The sequence below is a fragment of the Pseudomonas sp. EL_65y_Pfl2_R95 genome (assembly GCF_963971045.1).
Classification (GTDB): Bacteria; Pseudomonadota; Gammaproteobacteria; order Pseudomonadales; family Pseudomonadaceae; genus Aquipseudomonas.
Genome location: NZ_CAXAOV010000006.1, coordinates 159899 through 177863 on the forward strand (window position 1 = coordinate 159899; position 17965 = coordinate 177863).

General features: G+C 56.6%; 17 protein-coding genes. 6 read left to right on the plus strand and 11 right to left on the minus strand.

Features of this window, described 5'->3' with window-relative positions; translation table 11 throughout:
- The 5 genes from AACY09_RS18855 to AACY09_RS18875 form a co-directional block, all read right to left on the minus strand.
- Nucleotides 1-912, minus strand: a complete 912-nt coding sequence (locus tag AACY09_RS18855; protein WP_339490215.1) for an ABC transporter permease subunit — start codon at nucleotides 910-912, stop codon at nucleotides 1-3.
- A gap of 11 nt (nucleotides 913-923) precedes the next feature.
- The gene (locus AACY09_RS18860; protein WP_339490216.1) at nucleotides 924-1934 is read right to left on the minus strand and encodes an ABC transporter permease subunit; all 1011 of its coding nucleotides are present in this window, start codon (nucleotides 1932-1934) and stop codon (nucleotides 924-926) included.
- Nucleotides 1935-2036: 102 nt separating this feature from the next.
- Nucleotides 2037-3644, minus strand: a complete 1608-nt coding sequence (locus AACY09_RS18865) for an ABC transporter substrate-binding protein (RefSeq protein WP_339490218.1) — start codon at nucleotides 3642-3644, stop codon at nucleotides 2037-2039.
- Between the two features lie 105 nt (nucleotides 3645-3749).
- A complete protein-coding gene (locus tag AACY09_RS18870) occupies nucleotides 3750-5351 on the minus strand; it encodes an ABC transporter substrate-binding protein (RefSeq protein ID WP_339490219.1) in 1602 nt (533 codons plus the stop codon).
- Nucleotides 5352-5582: 231 nt separating this feature from the next.
- Entirely contained in the window at nucleotides 5583-6296 is a 714-nt protein-coding gene (locus tag AACY09_RS18875) for an SIMPL domain-containing protein (protein WP_445323897.1), read from the minus strand.
- A gap of 358 nt (nucleotides 6297-6654) precedes the next feature.
- Between AACY09_RS18875 and AACY09_RS18880 the strand changes: the two genes are divergently transcribed.
- From AACY09_RS18880 to AACY09_RS18890, 3 genes are all read left to right on the plus strand, one after another.
- A complete protein-coding gene (locus AACY09_RS18880; RefSeq protein ID WP_339490223.1) occupies nucleotides 6655-7908 on the plus strand; it encodes an ATP-binding protein in 1254 nt (417 codons plus the stop codon).
- A gap of 23 nt (nucleotides 7909-7931) precedes the next feature.
- Nucleotides 7932-8492 carry a response regulator transcription factor gene (locus AACY09_RS18885; RefSeq protein WP_339490225.1) on the plus strand — a complete coding sequence of 187 codons (561 nt, stop codon included), beginning with the start codon at nucleotides 7932-7934 and terminating at the stop codon, nucleotides 8490-8492.
- Nucleotides 8493-8755: 263 nt separating this feature from the next.
- The gene (locus AACY09_RS18890) at nucleotides 8756-9697 is read left to right on the plus strand and encodes an AEC family transporter (RefSeq protein WP_339490226.1); all 942 of its coding nucleotides are present in this window, start codon (nucleotides 8756-8758) and stop codon (nucleotides 9695-9697) included.
- A gap of 78 nt (nucleotides 9698-9775) precedes the next feature.
- On the opposite strand, the gene AACY09_RS18895 is transcribed toward AACY09_RS18890, so the two are convergent.
- The 6 genes from AACY09_RS18895 to gatC form a co-directional block, all read right to left on the minus strand.
- Nucleotides 9776-10156 (minus strand): carboxymuconolactone decarboxylase family protein, encoded by a 381-nt coding sequence (locus tag AACY09_RS18895; protein WP_339490228.1) that lies wholly within the window; start codon nucleotides 10154-10156, stop codon nucleotides 9776-9778.
- A 25-nt stretch (nucleotides 10157-10181) separates the two neighbouring features.
- Entirely contained in the window at nucleotides 10182-11273 is a 1092-nt protein-coding gene (locus AACY09_RS18900) for a calcium/sodium antiporter (RefSeq protein ID WP_339490230.1), read from the minus strand.
- 95 nt (nucleotides 11274-11368) lie between these two features.
- Nucleotides 11369-11782, minus strand: a complete 414-nt coding sequence (locus tag AACY09_RS18905; RefSeq protein WP_339490505.1) for a septal ring lytic transglycosylase RlpA family protein — start codon at nucleotides 11780-11782, stop codon at nucleotides 11369-11371.
- A gap of 96 nt (nucleotides 11783-11878) precedes the next feature.
- Nucleotides 11879-13324 carry an Asp-tRNA(Asn)/Glu-tRNA(Gln) amidotransferase subunit GatB gene (gatB, locus tag AACY09_RS18910; protein WP_339490231.1) on the minus strand — a complete coding sequence of 482 codons (1446 nt, stop codon included), beginning with the start codon at nucleotides 13322-13324 and terminating at the stop codon, nucleotides 11879-11881.
- 11 nt (nucleotides 13325-13335) lie between these two features.
- Complete coding sequence (gene gatA, locus AACY09_RS18915; protein ID WP_339490233.1) at nucleotides 13336-14787, minus strand: Asp-tRNA(Asn)/Glu-tRNA(Gln) amidotransferase subunit GatA; 1452 nt, start codon at nucleotides 14785-14787, stop codon at nucleotides 13336-13338.
- Nucleotides 14788-14792: 5 nt separating this feature from the next.
- Nucleotides 14793-15080, minus strand: a complete 288-nt coding sequence (gene gatC, locus AACY09_RS18920) for an Asp-tRNA(Asn)/Glu-tRNA(Gln) amidotransferase subunit GatC (RefSeq protein WP_339490235.1) — start codon at nucleotides 15078-15080, stop codon at nucleotides 14793-14795.
- A gap of 236 nt (nucleotides 15081-15316) precedes the next feature.
- Here gatC and mreB point away from each other — a divergent pair, with 236 nt between their 5' ends.
- The 3 genes from mreB (at nucleotide 15317) to mreD (ending at nucleotide 17928) form a co-directional block, all read left to right on the plus strand.
- The gene (gene mreB, locus AACY09_RS18925) at nucleotides 15317-16354 is read left to right on the plus strand and encodes a rod shape-determining protein MreB (protein ID WP_010489781.1); all 1038 of its coding nucleotides are present in this window, start codon (nucleotides 15317-15319) and stop codon (nucleotides 16352-16354) included.
- A gap of 123 nt (nucleotides 16355-16477) precedes the next feature.
- The gene (gene mreC, locus AACY09_RS18930) at nucleotides 16478-17443 is read left to right on the plus strand and encodes a rod shape-determining protein MreC (protein WP_445323894.1); all 966 of its coding nucleotides are present in this window, start codon (nucleotides 16478-16480) and stop codon (nucleotides 17441-17443) included.
- Nucleotides 17440-17928, plus strand: coding sequence for a rod shape-determining protein MreD (gene mreD, locus AACY09_RS18935; RefSeq protein WP_339490236.1), 489 nt, complete (start codon nucleotides 17440-17442; stop codon nucleotides 17926-17928). Before mreC ends, mreD begins: the two co-directional genes overlap by 4 nt.
- The last annotated feature ends 37 nt before the right edge of the window (nucleotides 17929-17965 follow it).

Here is a 17965-nt window from a genome sequence, read left to right on the forward strand (position 1 = left end):
TCACACTGCGTTCTTGAGTTTCGGGTCTAGCGCATCGCGCAAACCGTCACCCATCAAGTTGATTGCCAGCACGCTGAGCAAAATGGCCAGGCCGGGCAGTGTGACTACCCACCACGCCCGTTCAATATAATCGCGGGCGGACGCCAGCATGGTGCCCCACTCCGGAGTAGGTGGTTGCACACCCAGCCCGAGGAAGCCCAGCGCGGCGGCATCGAGAATTGCCGAAGAAAAGCTCAAGGTTGCCTGCACGATCAGCGGCGCCATGCAGTTCGGCAGCACGGTGATAAACATCAAGCGTGGCAAGCTGGCGCCAGCCAGGCGGGCTGCAGTGACATAGTCACGGTTCAGCTCAACCATCACGGCGGCGCGGGTCAGGCGTACATACGATGGCAAGGAGACAATGGCAATTGCGATTACAGTGTTGATCAAGCCAGGGCCGAGGATGGCGACAATTGCCACCGCCAGCAGCAAGGATGGCAGGGCCAGCATTACATCCATCAAGCGCATGATTGCCGGGCCCATCAGGCGCGGGAAGAAGCCTGCAACCAGTCCGAGAAAGATCCCCGGAATTAGCGACATCAGTACCGAGGCCAAGCCGATCATCAACGACAACCGGGCGCCGTGGATCAGACGTGAAAGCAGGTCGCGGCCCAGTTCATCTGTGCCCAGCAAAAATTGCCATTGGCCACCTTCAAGCCACGGCGGTGGCGTCAGCAGAAAATCGCGAAATTGCTCGCTCGGGTTATAGGGGGCGATCCACGGCGCAAACAGCGCGCAAATCACAATCATGATCATAAATATCAAGCCAGCCACTGCGCCCTTGTTGTGGGCGAAGGCTTGCCAGAATTCTTTTAATGGCGAGGGATAGAGCGCGCTCTGGTCAATCGCCGGGAGGGAGTTTGTAGTAGTCATTTCAGGCCTCCTTAGCGCTGATGGCGAATGCGTGGGTTGGCCAGGCCGTAGAGAATATCCACGACGAAGTTGACCAGAATGACCAGGCAGGCGATCAGCAAGATGCCGTTCTGCACCACCGGATAGTCACGGGCTCCGATCGACTCGATCAGCCATTTACCGACCCCGGGCCAGGAGAAAATTGTTTCGGTCAGCACCGCCCCCGCCAGCAATGTACCGACCTGCAGGCCGATCACTGTCAGCACTGGAATCAGCGCATTCCGCAGGCCATGAACGAAGACTACCCGGGCCGGCGACAGGCCTTTGGCACGAGCGGTGCGCACATAATCTTCGCGCAAGACCTCGAGCATCGCCGAGCGCGTCATCCGGGCGATGACCGCCAGCGGGATGGTGCCGAGCACGATGGCGGGCAATATCAGGTGCTGCAGCGCATCGACAAATGCGCCTTCCTCATCCGAGAGCAGGGTGTCGATCAGCATAAAGCCGGTGCGTGGCTCGATGTCATAAAGCAGGTCGATACGCCCGGAGACGGGGGTCCAGCCGAGCCAAACCGAGAAGAACATAATCAGCAGCAGGCCCCACCAGAAAATCGGCATGGAGTAACCGGCCAGTGATATGCCCATCACCCCGTGATCGAACAACGAACCCCGTTTAAGTGCGGCAATCACCCCGGCAATCAGGCCCAGTGTGCCGGCGAAAAGCAGGGCTGCCAATGACAGCTCCAGCGTCGCCGGGAACAGGGTAATAAACTCGTGCCAGACACTTTCACGGGTGCGCAGGGACTCGCCCAAGTTGCCGTGCGCAAGGTTGCCGATGTAATCGAAATACTGGGCATACAGCGGTTTGTCCAACCCCAGGCGGTGCAGCGCTTCGGCATGCATGGCGGGGTCAACACGGCGTTCGCCCATCATCACTTCGACCGGGTCACCCGGAATCATGCGAATTAACGCGAAGGTAAGAAGGGTGATGCCAAAAAAGGTTGGGATCAGCAGTCCCAGACGCCTGGCAATAAAAGACAACATAGGGTTTTAACACTCCAGCAATTTTCAGTTCACCGTGCTACGTGGCTCGGCGATGTTTTTATAACCAGTGGGTACCAGGGCCGTCAGGACCTGTTCCTGCCTCTACGGTTTGAGGCTCACTTTGGCGAAGTTGTTCGAGCCCATGGGGCTCTGTACAAAACCCTGCACATTACTGCGCAGGGCGGTGAATTGTTTGGGATAGGCCAAGGCAATCCACGGCGCTTGATCTTGAAACACGGATAATGCTTCGCGATACAACGCGGCGCGTTGTGAGCGCTCACTGACCCGGCGTGCCTCTTCGAGCAATGCATTGAAATCCTTGTTGCACCAGCCGGCCATGTTTTCACCGGACTTGGCGGCGGCGCACGACAGATTTGGTGTGAGAAAGTTGTCTGGATCGCCGTTGTCACCAGCCCAGCCCATAAACACTAAATCATGCTCGCCGTTTTTCGCGCGCTTGATCAGCTCGCCCCACTCATACACACGAATATCGGCAGTAATACCGATCGCCGCGAGGTCGGCCTGAAGCATTTGCGCACCGATACCCGGGTTGGGGTTGGTCGGGCCGCCACCGGGACGGGTCCAGATCGACAGTTTGAAACCATCGGCATGGCCAGACTCTTCAAGTAGTTGCCGCGCACGTTTTACGTCATGGGGCCAGCCCAGCAGTTGCTCATCATGGCCCCAGAGTGTTGGCGGGTAGGGTGCAACCGCCGCTGTGGCGCCACCTTCACCGTATTGAGCGCGAACATAGGCGGCTTTATCAAAGGCCATGTTCAGCGCCCGGCGTACGCGCACATCATCCAGCGGCGGGCGTCGGGTATTGATCGCAATGTAGGCGGTCAGCAATGAATCGAGTGCCTGGATCTTGATCTCGGGGCTGGTCTTAAGTGTCGGAATATCCGTTGGGCGTGGATACAGCGCGACCTGACAGGCATTGGCTTTAAGTTGTTGGATGCGCACATTGGGATCGGGGGTGATGGCGAACAGCAGCTTTTTGATTGCCGGCACCCCGTCCCAATACTCAGGGTTGGCGTGGAAGCGGACTTGGGCATCTTTACTGTAGCGATCAAACACGAAGGGGCCGGTACCAATCGGATGGCTGTTAAGTTGTTTCTTCTTCCCTTGCGCGAGTAGCTGGTCGGCGTACTCGGCGGAATAAATCGAGGCAAATCCCATGGCCATATCGGCAAGAAAGGGTGCTTCGGGGTGGTTCAGGGTAAAGCGCACGCTGTGCTCGTCGAGCTTGTCGATACGCTGAATCAGGTCGGCCATGCCCATGGATTCTGCATAGGGAAAGCCTCGCAGCGCTTGATCATGCCATGGATGCTTTGGATCAATCTGACGGTTGAAACTCCAGAGCACATCATCGGCATTGAAGTTGCGCGTGGGGGTAAATGTTTTTGAGTGGTGGAATTTAACGTTTTTGCGCAGGTGAAAGGTGTAGCTCAGGCCATCGTCGGAAATGTCCCAACTCTCGGCCAGTGCCGGCTCAAGGTCGGTGGTGCCGGGTTTGAAGCGAACCAGACGCTCAAACAGGGTTTCGGCCGACGCGTCAGCGGTGACGGCCGCCGTGTATTGCGCCACATCGAAACCTTCTGGGCTGGCCTCGGTGCAGACAATCAAACTGTCTTCGCTTGCGGCCTCAGCAAAATTTGCGCTCAGGATCGCAATCAGGCTGAAGGCTAATAATGATTTTGGGTTGGGCATTGAGTAATCCCTGGTGCGTCATCGGAATGCGCGCAGCAGCCGGGTAGGCCGCTGACGCCCGGTTACCCAGCTGACACGTAGTCGGCTGGGTAACTGCTGCTAGGGTTATTTCTCGACGCTAACGCCATAGAACGAGTTAAGCCCGAATGGACTGATTTTGAAGTCCTTAACTGTTTTGCTCATTGGCTGGTAGACCGTTGAGTGGGCAATCGGGGTAATTGGCACGTTGTCTTTGAGGATGTGCTGAGCCTGCATGTAAAGCTTGCTGCGCGCGTCCTTGTCGTTAAGGGTCTTGGCTTTCTTAACCAAGCCGTCATAGTCCTTGTTACACCAGCGGCTGTAGTTGTTGCCACCAATGGAATCGCAACCGTAGAGCACACCCAGCCAGTTGTCCGGGTCACCATTGTCACCGGTCCAGCCGATCAGCAGTGCATCGTGTTCGCCGGCTTTGGCGCGCTTGTTGTACTCGCCCCATTCGTAGCTGACGATCTTGGCTTTGATGCCGATTTTGGCCCAATCAGCCTGAAGCATTTCAGCCATCAACTTGGCGTTCGGGTTGTAGGGACGTTGAACGGGCATGGCCCACAGGGTGATCTCAGTGCCTTCTTTGACACCGGCATCCTTGAGCATCTGTTTGGCTTTCTCTGGGTCGAAGGCCGCATCTTTGATGCTGTCGTCGTAGGACCACTGTGTTGGCGGGATGCTGTTGACCGCTAACTGGCCAGCACCCTGGTAGACCGCGTTGATAATGGCCTTCTTGTTGACGGCCATATCCAGTGCCTGGCGCACTTCGAGCTTGTCGAATGGCGGATGTTCTATGTTGTAGGCGATGTAGCCGAGGTTGAAGCCCGCTTGATCTGGCATCTTCAGCTTCGCATCACTTTTGAGTGAGTCGAGGTCGGCAGGGCGGGGGTAAGCGGTAACCTGGCACTCGCCAGCTTTAAGCTTTTGCATGCGCACCGAGGCGTCGGTATTGATGGCGAAGATCAGGTTGTCGATCTTCACGTCATCCGGCTTCCAGTACTCTTTGTTGCCGGTGAAACGAATCTGCGCATCTTTCTGATAACGCTTGAATACAAAAGGCCCGGTACCGATTGGCTTTTGGTTAATGTCGCTGGCTTTGCCTTCTTTCAACAGTTTGGCCGCGTATTCGGCTGACTGGATAGAAGCGAAGCTCATGGCCAAGTTCTGGATAAACGCAGCGTCTACCGTATTAAGGGTAAAGCGCACCGTCATGTCATCGACTTTATCGATTTTGGCAATGTTTTGGTCCATGCCCATGTCGGTGAAGTAAGGGAATTCGGTTGGGTAAGCTTTGCGGAACGGATCGTCTTTGTTGAGCATGCGATGGAAGGTGAAGAGCACATCGTCTGCATCAAAGTCGCGACTTGGCTTGAAGTAGTCGGTGGTATGAAACTTCACACCGGAGCGCAGGTGGAAAGTATAGGTCAGGCCATCGTCGGATATATCCCACTTCTCCGCCAACCCCGGTATGACCGTCGTGCCGCCACGCTCAAACTGAGTCAGACGGTTGAATACGGTCTCTGCGGCCGCATCAAAATCGGTACCTGTGGTGTATAGCGCAGGGTCAAAGCCTGCAGGGCTGCCTTCTGAACAAAAGACTAGATTGCTTGCTGCCTGAGCAAATGGAGCACTGGCGATCAGCCCAGCCACCAGCATTGCCTGGATGACGGCATTCTTACGCATAGAAACCTCATGTTTGTTGTGGTTATGTTGAGGGGCCTCTTATGGAGACCTTAGGTGAAACTATGCAGGGCACATGCCGGAGACAAGTGCGTTAAGTCATAAATAGGGATATCCGTGGGTGTGGTGTACGTTGCTGTCGCATTTAGACAAACTTTACGTCCCGATATGGCAAAACGCCGCTATCGGAGCATAGCGGCGCTGGACTGTTTTGGTGCTATCGAGTGTTACTTTTCAGGGCATCAGCACTTCAATGACGCCATCGGCGTTCACAGTGACTTGGCTGGTACCGGCTTCGACTTCCGGTGGCGCCGCGTCCATCATCATTTCCATGCTTTTGCCACGCGCCATACGGATCGGCATTGGGGTTTGGAAACCGCCGCTGTTGATATTCAGACTCACCAGTTTGTAGCTTGTGCCGCCTAACGCTTGGGTCGCCAAATCAGCGCGGGCTTTAAATGCATCCACTGCACTTTTGAGCATGGCGTCTTCTTTGCTCTTGCGGGTGTTATCGGCAATGCTGAAGCTCATTGAGCCCATCTGCAGGGTTTTGAGCATTTCACCTGTCAGTTTAGACAGCGTCGCGAAATCTGCACTTTCCAGGCGCAATTCAGCGCGCTCGCGCCAGGCGATAATCTTTTTACCTTTATCGTCATACACCGGATAGCTGTTGCGGCTGCCGGTTGCCACGCTGACACCGTCTGCCGCGCGGGCTTGTTTCAAGGCGCCATTCAGCGTTTGCGTGACTTCAGCGGCTAGGGTCGCGGGGTCCGTATTCTGCGCTTCGGTGTAAAAGGTCACGTGCATCAAGTCATGGGCGATTTCTTCGCTGACCTCGGCGCGCAAGGCCACTTGATTGTAGCGGGCTTCATCGGCATGGGCCGAGATGCTGAGCAGGCTGCCAGCGGTCAGGAGCAGAGCAGCCGCTAGGCTTGGGAGACGTGACATGGATTGCATGGAGACTTCCTTAATTGTCGAGTGACTAGGTTCAAAAGGGTAGACGGTGTCTGTTGCGAATTGGGGTTAAACACTTTTAAAAAAAATAGGGAAAAGGTTAATGCCGGTTATAAACCTGCTTACCTACACTGCAAGTGAACCTCGGGTTCGGCTCTTCGCATCGGCGCACGCACGTGCGTGAGATTTTTAGAGGTTTTTAGTCCTTATCAGCTTATTTGAGCGGTTAAGTCCGGGGTTGTTCAGTCGGTATCGGTTGCTAAATGATTCGGCTGCGGCGTGTTGACGCACTAGGCGGCGCGGCCGCTTGGTTATACTCGCCCCACTCGTAAAAGGTGTTTTTGGAGAGCCTATGCTCGCACCGGTGCAGTTGTTGTCGGCCAGTCGACAGAATCTCAGGCGTTTAATTCTGATTCGCTTCTTGGTGCTCGCTGCTCAAGCAGGCGCTGTAGGGCTTGTCTATAAGTCAGGTTTGCTGGTGCTGCCATGGCTTGAGCTGAGTGTCACATTAGGCGTCTCGCTCGTTCTATGCCTGCTCACCGCACTGCGTTTGCGCGGTCCTTGGCCGGTAACCGAGCAGGAATATGCTCTGCAACTGAGTTTCGACCTGATCATCCACAGCGTGCTGCTGTTTTACTCCGGTGGCTCCAGTAATCCGTTCGTGTCCTACTACCTGGTGCCTTTAACCATTGCCGCCGCGACCTTGCCGTGGCTGTACACCGTGACACTGTCCGGTTTGGCGTTAACCGGCTACAGCCTGCTTCTCGTCTGGTCGCACTCCGTGACGGTGCCTCTGGAGCAGCGTGAAAGCCTGTTGGTTTATGGCATGTGGCTGAGCTTCGCCATGGCCGCTGGGTTGATTACCTTCTTTGTGGCGAAAATGGCCGAAGAATTGCGCGAGCAGGACCAACAGCGCGCTGGACGTCGTGAAGAGAACCTGCGCGATCAACAACTATTAGCCGTCGCCACTCAGGCGGCTGGCGCAGCGCACGAACTGGGAACACCGCTGGCGACCATGAGTGTGCTGATCAAAGAGTTGCGCCGTGAGCACCCTGAACCCTTGTTGCAGGAAGATTTAGCGGTGTTGCAGGAACAAGTTAAATTGTGCAAGGACACACTGCAGCAGTTGGTCCGTGCTGCTGAGGCGGACCGCCGGCAAGCGATTGTCGAGCAATCGAGTGTGGAGTGGCTTGAAGTCACACTCAATCGTTGGCACCTGATGCGTCCAGAAGCCAGCTATCGTTATCAGTGTCTGGGTCGTGGTTCGGCGCCGCGCCTGATGCCCCCAGCGGATCTCACCCAGGCGCTGCTCAACCTGCTAAATAATGCCGCCGATGCCTATCCCGACAAGCTGGATATCCGCCTTGATTGGGATCACCAGTGGTTGTACCTGACCATTCGCGACTTCGGTGCGGGTGTACCGCTGGCGATTGCCGAGCAGCTGGGTCGGCCGTTCTTTACCACTAAAGGTAAAGGGTTTGGCTTGGGGCTGTTTCTTAGTCAGGCCAGCGTTACGCGTGCCGGAGGTACGGTTAAACTGTATAACCATGAAGAGGGTGGCACGCTCACCGAATTGAAACTGCCGCGCGCTTATGGCCATGCGTAAACGTGGCCTGCAAGGAGCCAACGATGTCTGAAGAAGCGTTATTTGAAGGTGACGAACAACCGCACCTGTTGCTGGTTGATGATGACCCAACCTTTACTCGGGTCATGGCGCGTGCCATGAGTCGCCGTGGCCTGCGAGTGTCCACTGCGGGTTCGGCCGAGGAAGGCCTGCTGCTGGCCGAGCAGGATTTGCCGGAATACGCCGTTGTTGATCTGAAAATGGATGGCGATTCGGGTTTGGTACTGCTGCCTAAATTGCTTGAGCTCGATCCCGAGATGCGTGTGGTGCTGCTCACTGGTTATTCAAGCATTGCCACCGCCGTTGAAGCGATCAAACGCGGCGCGTGCAACTACCTGTGCAAGCCTGCGGATGCCGACGATGTGCTGGCGGCGTTGCTGACCCAGCATGCCGATCTCGAGACCTTGGTTCCTGAAAACCCCATGTCGGTTGATCGCCTGCAGTGGGAGCATATTCAGCGAGTATTGGCCGAGCACGAAGGTAATATCTCCGCCACGGCCCGCGCCTTGGGCATGCACCGCCGAACCTTGCAGCGCAAGTTGCAAAAGCGCCCAGTGCGTCGCTAGAACGCCCGCCGGATCAGGCAACAAACCCATTGGCCGGCGTAGATGCCGGTCTCGGGTGCGTCAACGCGAAGCTTGGCCACCGTTTTGTGAAGAGCCCGACGATGTGGGTGAACGTGAATGGTGGCCGAAAAAAACGCCGCCCCCCTACGGGAGTATGGCTCAGCCTTTTCAGTTGCAAGCTTGCTATGATTGTTAGTGGGCTACGGACTTGTGGATCAATACGTACCTGGCTACCCAGATACCTGAATTGATCAGAGGCTGCTGTGTTCGACATCGTTATGCAAACCATCAGTATCACTGCGCCGGTCTTCGCCATGCTGTTGCTCGGTGTGGCGCTTAAGCGTTTGCGTTGGATCGACGACAGTTTCATTGCGACAGCGTCGGAGCTGGTATTTCGCGGGACCATGCCGACCTTGCTGTTCCTCGGTATCGTCAATGCTGACATGAGCAAGGCGTTTCAGCCGGGGCTGATTATTTACTTCGTCCTCGCCACCCTTGTCACCTTCACTGTGGCCTGGGGCTGGGCAATATTTCGCTGCCCCGAGATCGAGCGCGGCATCTACACCCAAGGCGCGTTTCGCGGGAATAACGGCATTGTTGGTTTAGCATTGGCCACCAGCATGTACGGCGACTATGGCCTGGCGGTGGGCAGCGTGCTCGCGGGCGTGGTGATCTTTTGCTACAACATTCTCTCGGTGCTGGTGCTGGCGATTTATAGTCCCGGCGCCAAGACTGACCCATGGACGATGTGCAAAAGCATCGTGACCAATCCGCTGATTATCGGTGTGGCGGCGGCAATTCCCTTTTCCTATTGGCAGCTACAACTGCCCGAATGGTTCCTGGCGTCTGCCGGATACTTTGCCCACATGACCCTGCCACTGGCGCTGATTTGTATCGGCGGTACGCTGTCATTGGCATCAATGCGCCAGAGCAGCCGAATTGCGATTGGCTCAAGCTTGATGAAGCTGGTGTGGTTACCGGTTCTGGCGACAATTGGTGCTTGGCTGTTTGGTTTTCGCGATGCCGATCTGGCAGTGTTGTTCCTTTACTTCGCCAGCCCAACGGCATCGGCGAGTTATGTGATGGCGCGCGCGGTTAACGGTAATTATCAACTGGCGGCTGCGATTATTGTGATGACGACGCTCGGCGCGGTGGTGACGATCAATATCGGCTTGCTGATACTGAAGGCACTTGGCTGGATATAGTCCACCCACTCGCTTTTGCCGCCAATGAAAAAGCCGAGCAGTTGGCTCGGCTTTTCAGTGCGTGGCTTTACAACGAAATCAGCTTTTTTGCTGATGTTCGTCGATAACTTCCTGCGCTGCGCGGAAGGCATCGATTGCGGCTGGAGCCCCGGCGTAAGCCGCGCAGTGCAGCAGCGTTTCGCGGATTTCTTCAACTGTGCAGCCGTTATTTAACGCGCCGCGCACATGGCCTTTAAGCTCTTGCGGGCATTTCAGCGCGGTCAATGCGGCCAGGGTAATCAGGCTGCGGGTTTTGCGCTCCAGGCCTTCACGGTTCCAGACGCCGCCCCATGCGTGGTCGTTAAGATAGTCTTGCAGGGGCTGGCTGAAATCGCTGGTATTGCCTAAGGCGCGGTCAACGTATACATCGCCCATGACTTCGCGCCGAACCTGTTCGCCGTCTAGAGGTTTAGTGCTCATGCTCGCCAGTCCTTCTAGTGGGTAATCAGTTGAGTCGCTGCTTCTGCCAGCTACGCACGGTGATCACGATCAAGGTGACCACTGTCAGTGGAATCACATAACCAATCATCGCGTGGCCAAAGGTTTCAACAATCGGCCGGCCGGTGGCAAACAGCACCAGGTACAGGGTGTAGGCACCGTAGTAGGCCAGGAACAGCAGGCCTTCCCAGCGACTGATCTTGTAGCCGGTGAAGAAAATCGGCAGGCAAGCCACGGCCACGGCAATCATCACCGGGAAGTCGAATGCCAGTGCGTTGGGCGATATCGAAATTGGATTTGGCGCAACCAGGGCAGCCAAGCCAAGCACGCTCAGCAGGTTGAACAGGTTGCTGCCGACAATATTGCCTACGGCGATATCGCGTTCACCTTTGAATGCGGCAAGGATCGATGTCGCCAGCTCGGGCAGCGAGGTGCCGATGGCGATTACGGTCAAGCCGATGACCAGTTCCGATAAGCCCAGTGCGCGAGCCAGGGTTACGGCGCCCTCGACCAAGAAGTGTGAGCCGCCCACAAGCAGCACTAAGCCGACAACGATCAGCAGCAGGTTGGTCACCCATGCATTGGGTTTAGCTGGTTCGTCGAGGCCGAACTCATCGGCGAATTCATCATCAGCAGTATTTACGCCCTGTTTGCGGCTGCTGCGCACCAGAAAGAAGGTGTAAACGACGATGCAGCTGAACAAGATCGCTCCATCAATCCGGCTCAGTTCGCCGTCATAGGACAGGCCAAATGCGAGCAGGCTGGCGCCGATCATAAGCGGCACGTCCATGCGGATCAGCTGACGTGAAACCACCAGCGGCGCAATCAGCGCCGTGGCGCCGAGTACCAGCAGTACGTTGGCGATATTGCTGCCGACCACGTTGCCGATGGCCAGGTCACCGCTGCCGCTGAGCGCCGACTGTACGCTGACAGCGGTTTCCGGGGCGCTGGTGCCGAAGGCGACAACCGTGAGGCCGATCACCAGGGGCGGAATACCGAATTGCGCGGCCAATTGTGCGGCGCCACGGACCAGCACTTCGGCGCCGCCGACCAGCAGCACCAGGCCAGCAATTAAATAGACAAATGTCAGTAACGTCATACAGGGCTCCAGAAAGGTGCGGCTAGTTTAGCCAGTCGCAGATTCGGCGCTAGGAATAGTTTGGGCGATTGGTAACCAGTCTTTACCAGTCAATTTCAAGGGCTTAACAGCTTGATGCTAACTGGCACAACCCCGTCACCGAGCATGTCGAGTTGCTCTGCTGCCTTTTTCGAAATGTCGATAATACGTCCGCGTGCAAAGGGGCCGCGGTCATTAATGCGCACTTCCACGGTTTTCTTGTTGCGCAAGTTGGTGACTTGCACACGGCTGCCAAACGGTAAGGTGCGATGGGCTGCGGTAAGGGCGTTCTGGTCGAAGCGCTCGCCGTTGGCGGTTTTCTGGCCTTGATGTTGCGAGCCGTAGAAGGAAGCGTTGCCGGTCGCGGTGTAAGCCCCCTCAGTCCTGTCGTTGCTGGCGGGTGGCTTGGTTACCGTTCTGGTGGTCGGGGTGTTGCTGGCGCACCCGGCCAGTACGGCGAATAGTCCGAGCAGTAACAGCGAGCGATACAGCATACGAACTCCGTAACAGTTGTGGGCAAAGCGCTTTGGATGAAGCCGGCGCTAATTGACCACCTTGGTGATCAATCGGTGCCGGGCGATGACGCATTAGCCTTCGAGCTTCTTCTTTAGCAGTTCGTTCACTTGCTGCGGGTTGGCTTTGCCTTTTGAGGCCTTCATGGCCTGACCGACAAAGAAGCCGAACATCTTGCCGCGCTTGGCCTCTTCAGCCGCGCGGTACTGTTCAACCTGCTCGGCGTTGGCCGCGAGCATCTCATCGAGCATGGCTTCGATTGCGCCGCTATCCGTAACTTGCTTCAGGCCTTTGGCTTCGATGACCTGATCCGCAGAGCCTTCGCCGGCCGCCATCGCTTCAAAGACCATCTTGGCAATTTTGCCGGAGATGGTGTTGTCTTTGATGCGCAGGATCATGCCGCCCAGTTGTTCAGCGCTGACAGGGGATTGATCGATCTCGAGGCTATCTTTGTTGAGCAGGCTTGAAAGCTCGCCCATGACCCAGTTGGCGGCCAGCTTGGCGTCGCCACAGGTTTTCTCAACGGCTTCAAAGTAGTCGGCCATTTCCCGGCTCGAAGCCAATACGCTGGCGTCGTAGGCGGACAAGCCGAACTGTGCCTCGAAGCGCTCGCGCTTTTGCACGGGCAATTCAGGCAGCGTGCCGCGCAGTTGGTCGAGGAAGCTTTGTTCGATCACCACCGGCAGCAGATCAGGGCAGGGGAAGTAACGGTAATCGTTGGCTTCTTCTTTGCTGCGCATCGAGCGCGTCTGATCTTTGTTTGGATCGTACAGGCGGGTTTCCTGAACAACCTTGCCGCCATCTTCGATCAGCTCGATCTGACGCTGAACTTCATGGTTGATGGCTTTTTCGATAAAGCGGAACGAGTTGACGTTCTTGATCTCGGCGCGGGTGCCATATTCGGCCTGGCCTTTTGGCCGTACCGATACGTTGCAGTCGCAGCGCAGCGAGCCTTCGGCCATGTTGCCGTCGCAGATGCCAAGGTAGCGCACCAGCGCGTGAATCGACTTTACATAGGCCACGGCTTCTTTGGCGCTGCGAATGTCCGGCTCGGAGACGATTTCCAGCAGCGGCGTACCGGCGCGGTTAAGGTCAATGCCGCTCATGCCCTGGAAGTCTTCGTGCAGGCTTTTACCGGCGTCTTCTTCAAGGTGCGCGCGGGTGATGCCGATGCGCTTGACGGTGCCGTCTTCCAGGGTGATATCCAGATGGCCGATGCCGACGATTGGGTCGTCCATCTGGCTGGTCTGGTAGCCCTTTGGCAGGTCTGGGTAGAAGTAGTTTTTACGGGCAAAAATATTGCGCGGGGCAATATGCGCATCAATGGCCAGGCCAAACATGCACGCCATGCGTACGGCTTCAGCATTGAGCACAGGCAGCGTGCCCGGCATACCGAGGTCAACCAGGCTGGCTTGGGTATTAGGCTCGGCGCCAAAGGTGGTGGCACTGGCCGAGAAGATTTTCGACTGAGTCGCGAGCTGTGCGTGAATTTCCAGCCCGATCACGGTTTCCCATTGCATCTGAGTGATCCTTAAAAGCCGGCTGGCACGCGAGTGTGCCAATCAGTGACTTGTTGATATTGGTGCGCCACATTCAGCAGGCGACCTTCTTCGAAGTAGGGCGCCAACAACTGCACGCCCACGGGCAAACCATCGACGAAACCGGCCGGCATCGACAAACCGGGAATGCCGGCAAGGTTGGCGGTGATGGTGTAGATGTCCTCAAGGTACGCCGCTACCGGGTCGTTGCTCTTCTCGCCCAGCTTCCAGGCCGGATTTGGCGTGGTTGGACCGAGAATCACATCAACGTCATTGAACGCAGCGACGAAGTCGTTCTTGATCAGGCGTCGGATTTGTTGCGCCTTGATGTAGTACGCATCGTAATAACCGGCAGACAGGGCGTAGGCACCCACCATGATCCGGCGCTTGACCTCGGCGCCGAAGCCTTCACCGCGCGAGCGCTTGTAGAGGTCTTCAAGGTTGACCGGGTTTTCGCAGCGATAGCCAAAACGCACGCCGTCGAAGCGCGACAGGTTGGACGAGGCTTCAGCCGGAGCAATAACGTAATAGGCCGCAATCGCGTTTTGGTTATTGGGCAGGCTGATGTCCTTGACCGTGGCGCCAAGGGCTTTCAGTTGCTCGACCACCGCCATTACCGCGTCGGCGATGCGGCTGTCGAGGCCGGCGCTGAAGTACTCTTTCGGCAAACCGATGCGCAAGCCTGTCAGTGGCTTGCCCAGCGCGGCGAGGTAATCATCAACCGGATGATCGACACTGGTGGAGTCTTTCGGGTCGAAGCCAGCCATGGCTTGCAGCATCAGTGCGCAGTCTTCAGCGGTGCGAGCCAAAGGGCCGCCCTGATCGAGACTGGAAGCGTAGGCAATCATGCCCCAGCGCGAGACGCGGCCGTAGGTCGGCTTGATTCCGGTGAGGTTGGTCAGCGCCGCCGGCTGGCGAATAGAGCCGCCGGTGTCTGTACCCGTGGCAGCCGGTAACAGGCGCGCAGCGACCGCGGCCGCTGATCCTCCAGACGAACCACCTGGGACCCGCTCAAGGTTCCATGGGTTTTTCACCGCGCCGTAGTGGCTGGATTCGTTGGCTGAGCCCATGGCGAATTCGTCCATGTTCAGCTTGCCCAAGGTTACAGTGCCGGCTGTCGCCAGTTTTTCAACGACAGTGGCGTTATACGGCGCTTTAAAATTGTCGAGCATCTTCGAGCCGCAGCTGGTGCGGATGTCGAGGGTGCAGAACAAGTCTTTATGGCCGATCGGGGCACCCAGCAAAGCACCGGTCTCGCCCGCGGCACGACGTGCGTCAGCCGATTGGGCTTGCTGTAGCGCGAGGTCTTCGGTGATGCTGATGAAACTATTGAGTTGCGGGTCGAGTTGCTGAATGCGCGCCAACAGGGTTCGCGTCAGCTCTTCGGATGAGAATGTCTTGTCGGCGAGTCCGCGGGCGATCTCGGCCAGAGTCAGTGGATGCATACTGGTTACTCGATAACTTTTGGAACAAGATAAAGGCCGCTTTCGACAGCCGGAGCGATTGCCTGGTAGGCGTCACGGTGATTTGTTTCTGTCACTTCGTCGGCTCGCAGACGTTGAGTTGCCTCAAGGGGATGCGATAAAGGTTCGATACCGCTGGTATCTACCGACTGCATGTGATCAATTAGGCCGAGAATGTTGTTGAGGGTCTCGGTCGTTTGTGGAATTTCGCTTTCATTCAGGCCCAGACGGGCCAAATGGGCGATTTTCTCCACTTCGGAGCGTTCAAGCGCCATCGGATTCCCCTGTATTAAGCAGCCTTTTATGGGCTGCCTGAAAGTGTGATTGAGTCGACGTACATGCGATATGCAGGGAACGTATTTCGTAAGCCAGCGGTCTAAGGCCGCGATGGTGGGCCAGAAGCCCGGAAAAACAGGCAATCTAACACATTGGTGCCTTGCTCAAAATCCCTTCCATTGTTAGAGTTTGCCGCACTTTTTTTACCCACGCGTTTCCTAGGGTCCTATATCCCATGTTCAAAAAACTGCGTGGCATGTTTTCCAGCGATCTTTCTATTGACCTGGGCACTGCCAATACCCTTATTTATGTTCGCGAGCGCGGAATTGTTCTCAATGAGCCTTCCGTAGTCGCCATCCGTACCCACGGTAACCAGAAGAGCGTCGTTGCTGTCGGTACTGAGGCTAAGCGCATGCTTGGTCGTACACCGGGCAACATAGCCGCAATTCGCCCGATGAAAGACGGCGTCATTGCCGACTTTAGTGTCTGTGAAAAGATGCTGCAGTACTTCATCAACAAGGTTCACGAAAACAGCTTTCTGCAGCCAAGCCCGCGGGTCCTGATCTGCGTGCCGTGCAAGTCGACTCAAGTTGAGCGTCGTGCCATTCGTGAGTCGGCGATTGGTGCCGGTGCACGTGAAGTGTTTCTGATCGAAGAGCCAATGGCTGCTGCGATTGGTGCCGGTCTGCCGGTTGAAGAAGCTCGCGGTTCGATGGTGGTGGATATCGGTGGTGGTACCACTGAAATTGCCCTGATCTCGTTGAACGGTGTGGTTTACGCCGAATCAGTACGTGTGGGTGGCGATCGCTTCGACGAAGCCATCATCACTTATGTGCGTCGCAACTACGGCAGCCTGATCGGTGAGTCGACGGCTGAGCGTATCAAGCAGGAAATCGGCACGGCTTACGCCGGTGGCGAAGTTCGCGAAGTTGATGTGCGTGGTCGCAACCTGGCTGAGGGCGTGCCGCGCAGCTTCACCCTGAACTCCAACGAAGTGCTCGAAGCGCTGCAAGAGTCCCTGGCGACTATCGTGCAGGCGGTCAAGAGCGCGCTGGAGCAATCGCCTCCAGAGCTGGCTTCAGACATCGCCGAGCGTGGCTTGGTGTTGACCGGTGGTGGCGCACTGCTGCGTGATCTCGACAAATTGCTGGCTCAGGAAACTGGCCTGCCGGTCATTGTTGCCGAAGACCCACTCACCTGTGTTGCACGTGGCGGCGGTAAAGCGTTAGATATGATGGATCGTCACACCATGGACTTGCTGTCCACGGAGTAAGCTTTCCGTTTTAAACAAAAGCTGCAAGGCGGGCCTCAGGCTCACTTGCAGCTTTTTGTTAATATCTGACGCTACGAGGACCCGCCTATTAAACCGCTATTTGCCAAAGGACCTTCGCTCGGTGTGCGCCTGTTGGTGCTGGCTGTGCTTTCGGCTGCCTTGATGGTGGTAGATGCGCGTTTTGATGTGCTCAAGCCTTTTCGTAGCCAGCTCGGTGTGATTGTCGAGCCGGTATATTGGCTGGGCAGCTTGCCGGTGACGCTCTGGGAAAACACCACCCAGGAGCTGAGTTCGCGCACCGAATTGGTCGCTGAGAACGAAAAGCTCAAAACTGAACGTCTGTTGATGCAACGTCGCCTGCAAAAGCTGGCGGCACTGACTGAGCAGAACGTGCGCTTGCGTGAGTTGCTCAACTCGGCTGCGCTGGTTGATGACGATGTGCTCGCCACCGAATTGATCGGCATTGACCCGAACCCCTACACCCATCGCATCCTGATTGATAAGGGCTCGAAAGACGGTGTGGTGATTGGTCAGCCAGTGCTTGATGCGCGTGGTTTGATGGGCCAAGTGGTTGAGGTGATGCCTTACTCGGCGCGTGTTTTGTTGCTCACCGATACCAATCACAGTATTCCCGTGCAGGTGAACCGTAACGGTTTGCGGGCGATTGCCAGTGGTACCGGCAATCCTGAGCGTTTGGATCTGCGTCATGTTGCCGATACGGCAGATATCAAGGAAGGCGATTTGTTGGTCAGTTCTGGTTTGGGCCAGCGTTTCCCTGCCGGTTATCCGGTAGCGACTGTGTCGCAGGTGATCCACGACTCGGGCCAGCCCTTTGCAATAGTCCGGGCCATTCCCACTGCTAACCTCAACCGTAGCCGCTATATGCTGCTGGTGTTTACCGATCCGCGCTCGCCAGAGCAGCGCGCGACCGAGTCGGCCCAAGCGCAAGAGGCAGAGGACCGCCAGTCAATGGAGCCAGGATCGCGCTCTGCACCGGCGGCTGAAGAGGCTAAGCCGGGGGCCGAAGGCGCTACGCCAGGCTCTGCACCCGCCGGGCCAGCACAACCCGCGCAAGGAGCTCAACAATGAGCGGTGTTCGCGCCCGTAATACCTGGGTTGTTTGGCTGAGTTTGATGTTCGCATTGCTGCTCAGCGTTTCCAGTCTGCCGGCCTTTATGGAAATGGGCAGGCCACTATGGCTCGCGCTGTTTCTGACCTATTGGGTTCTGGCGCTGCCACACCGGGTCGGCATGGCCACCGCGTGGGCATTTGGCTTGTTGGCGGATGTGCTAAATGGCTCGTTGCTGGGTCAAAATGCGCTGATCCTGAGTCTGATCACCTTTTTGGTGTTAAGCCTGCACCAGCGTTTGCGCATGTTCCCTATGTGGCAGCAGTGTTTGGTATTGATGGTTGTATTTGGCCTGGCACAGCTGGTTCAGCTGTGGCTTAACGCGCTTACGGGCAGCCGTCCTCCGACGCTTACCTTCATCCTTCCTGCCGTGGTCAGTGTGCTGCTTTGGCCGTGGGTCAGCGTTATCTTGCGTAGCATTCAACAGCGCCTAGGCGTCAATTAAGCAGGCTTGGCCTGACATCATTATTCGACAGGGAGAA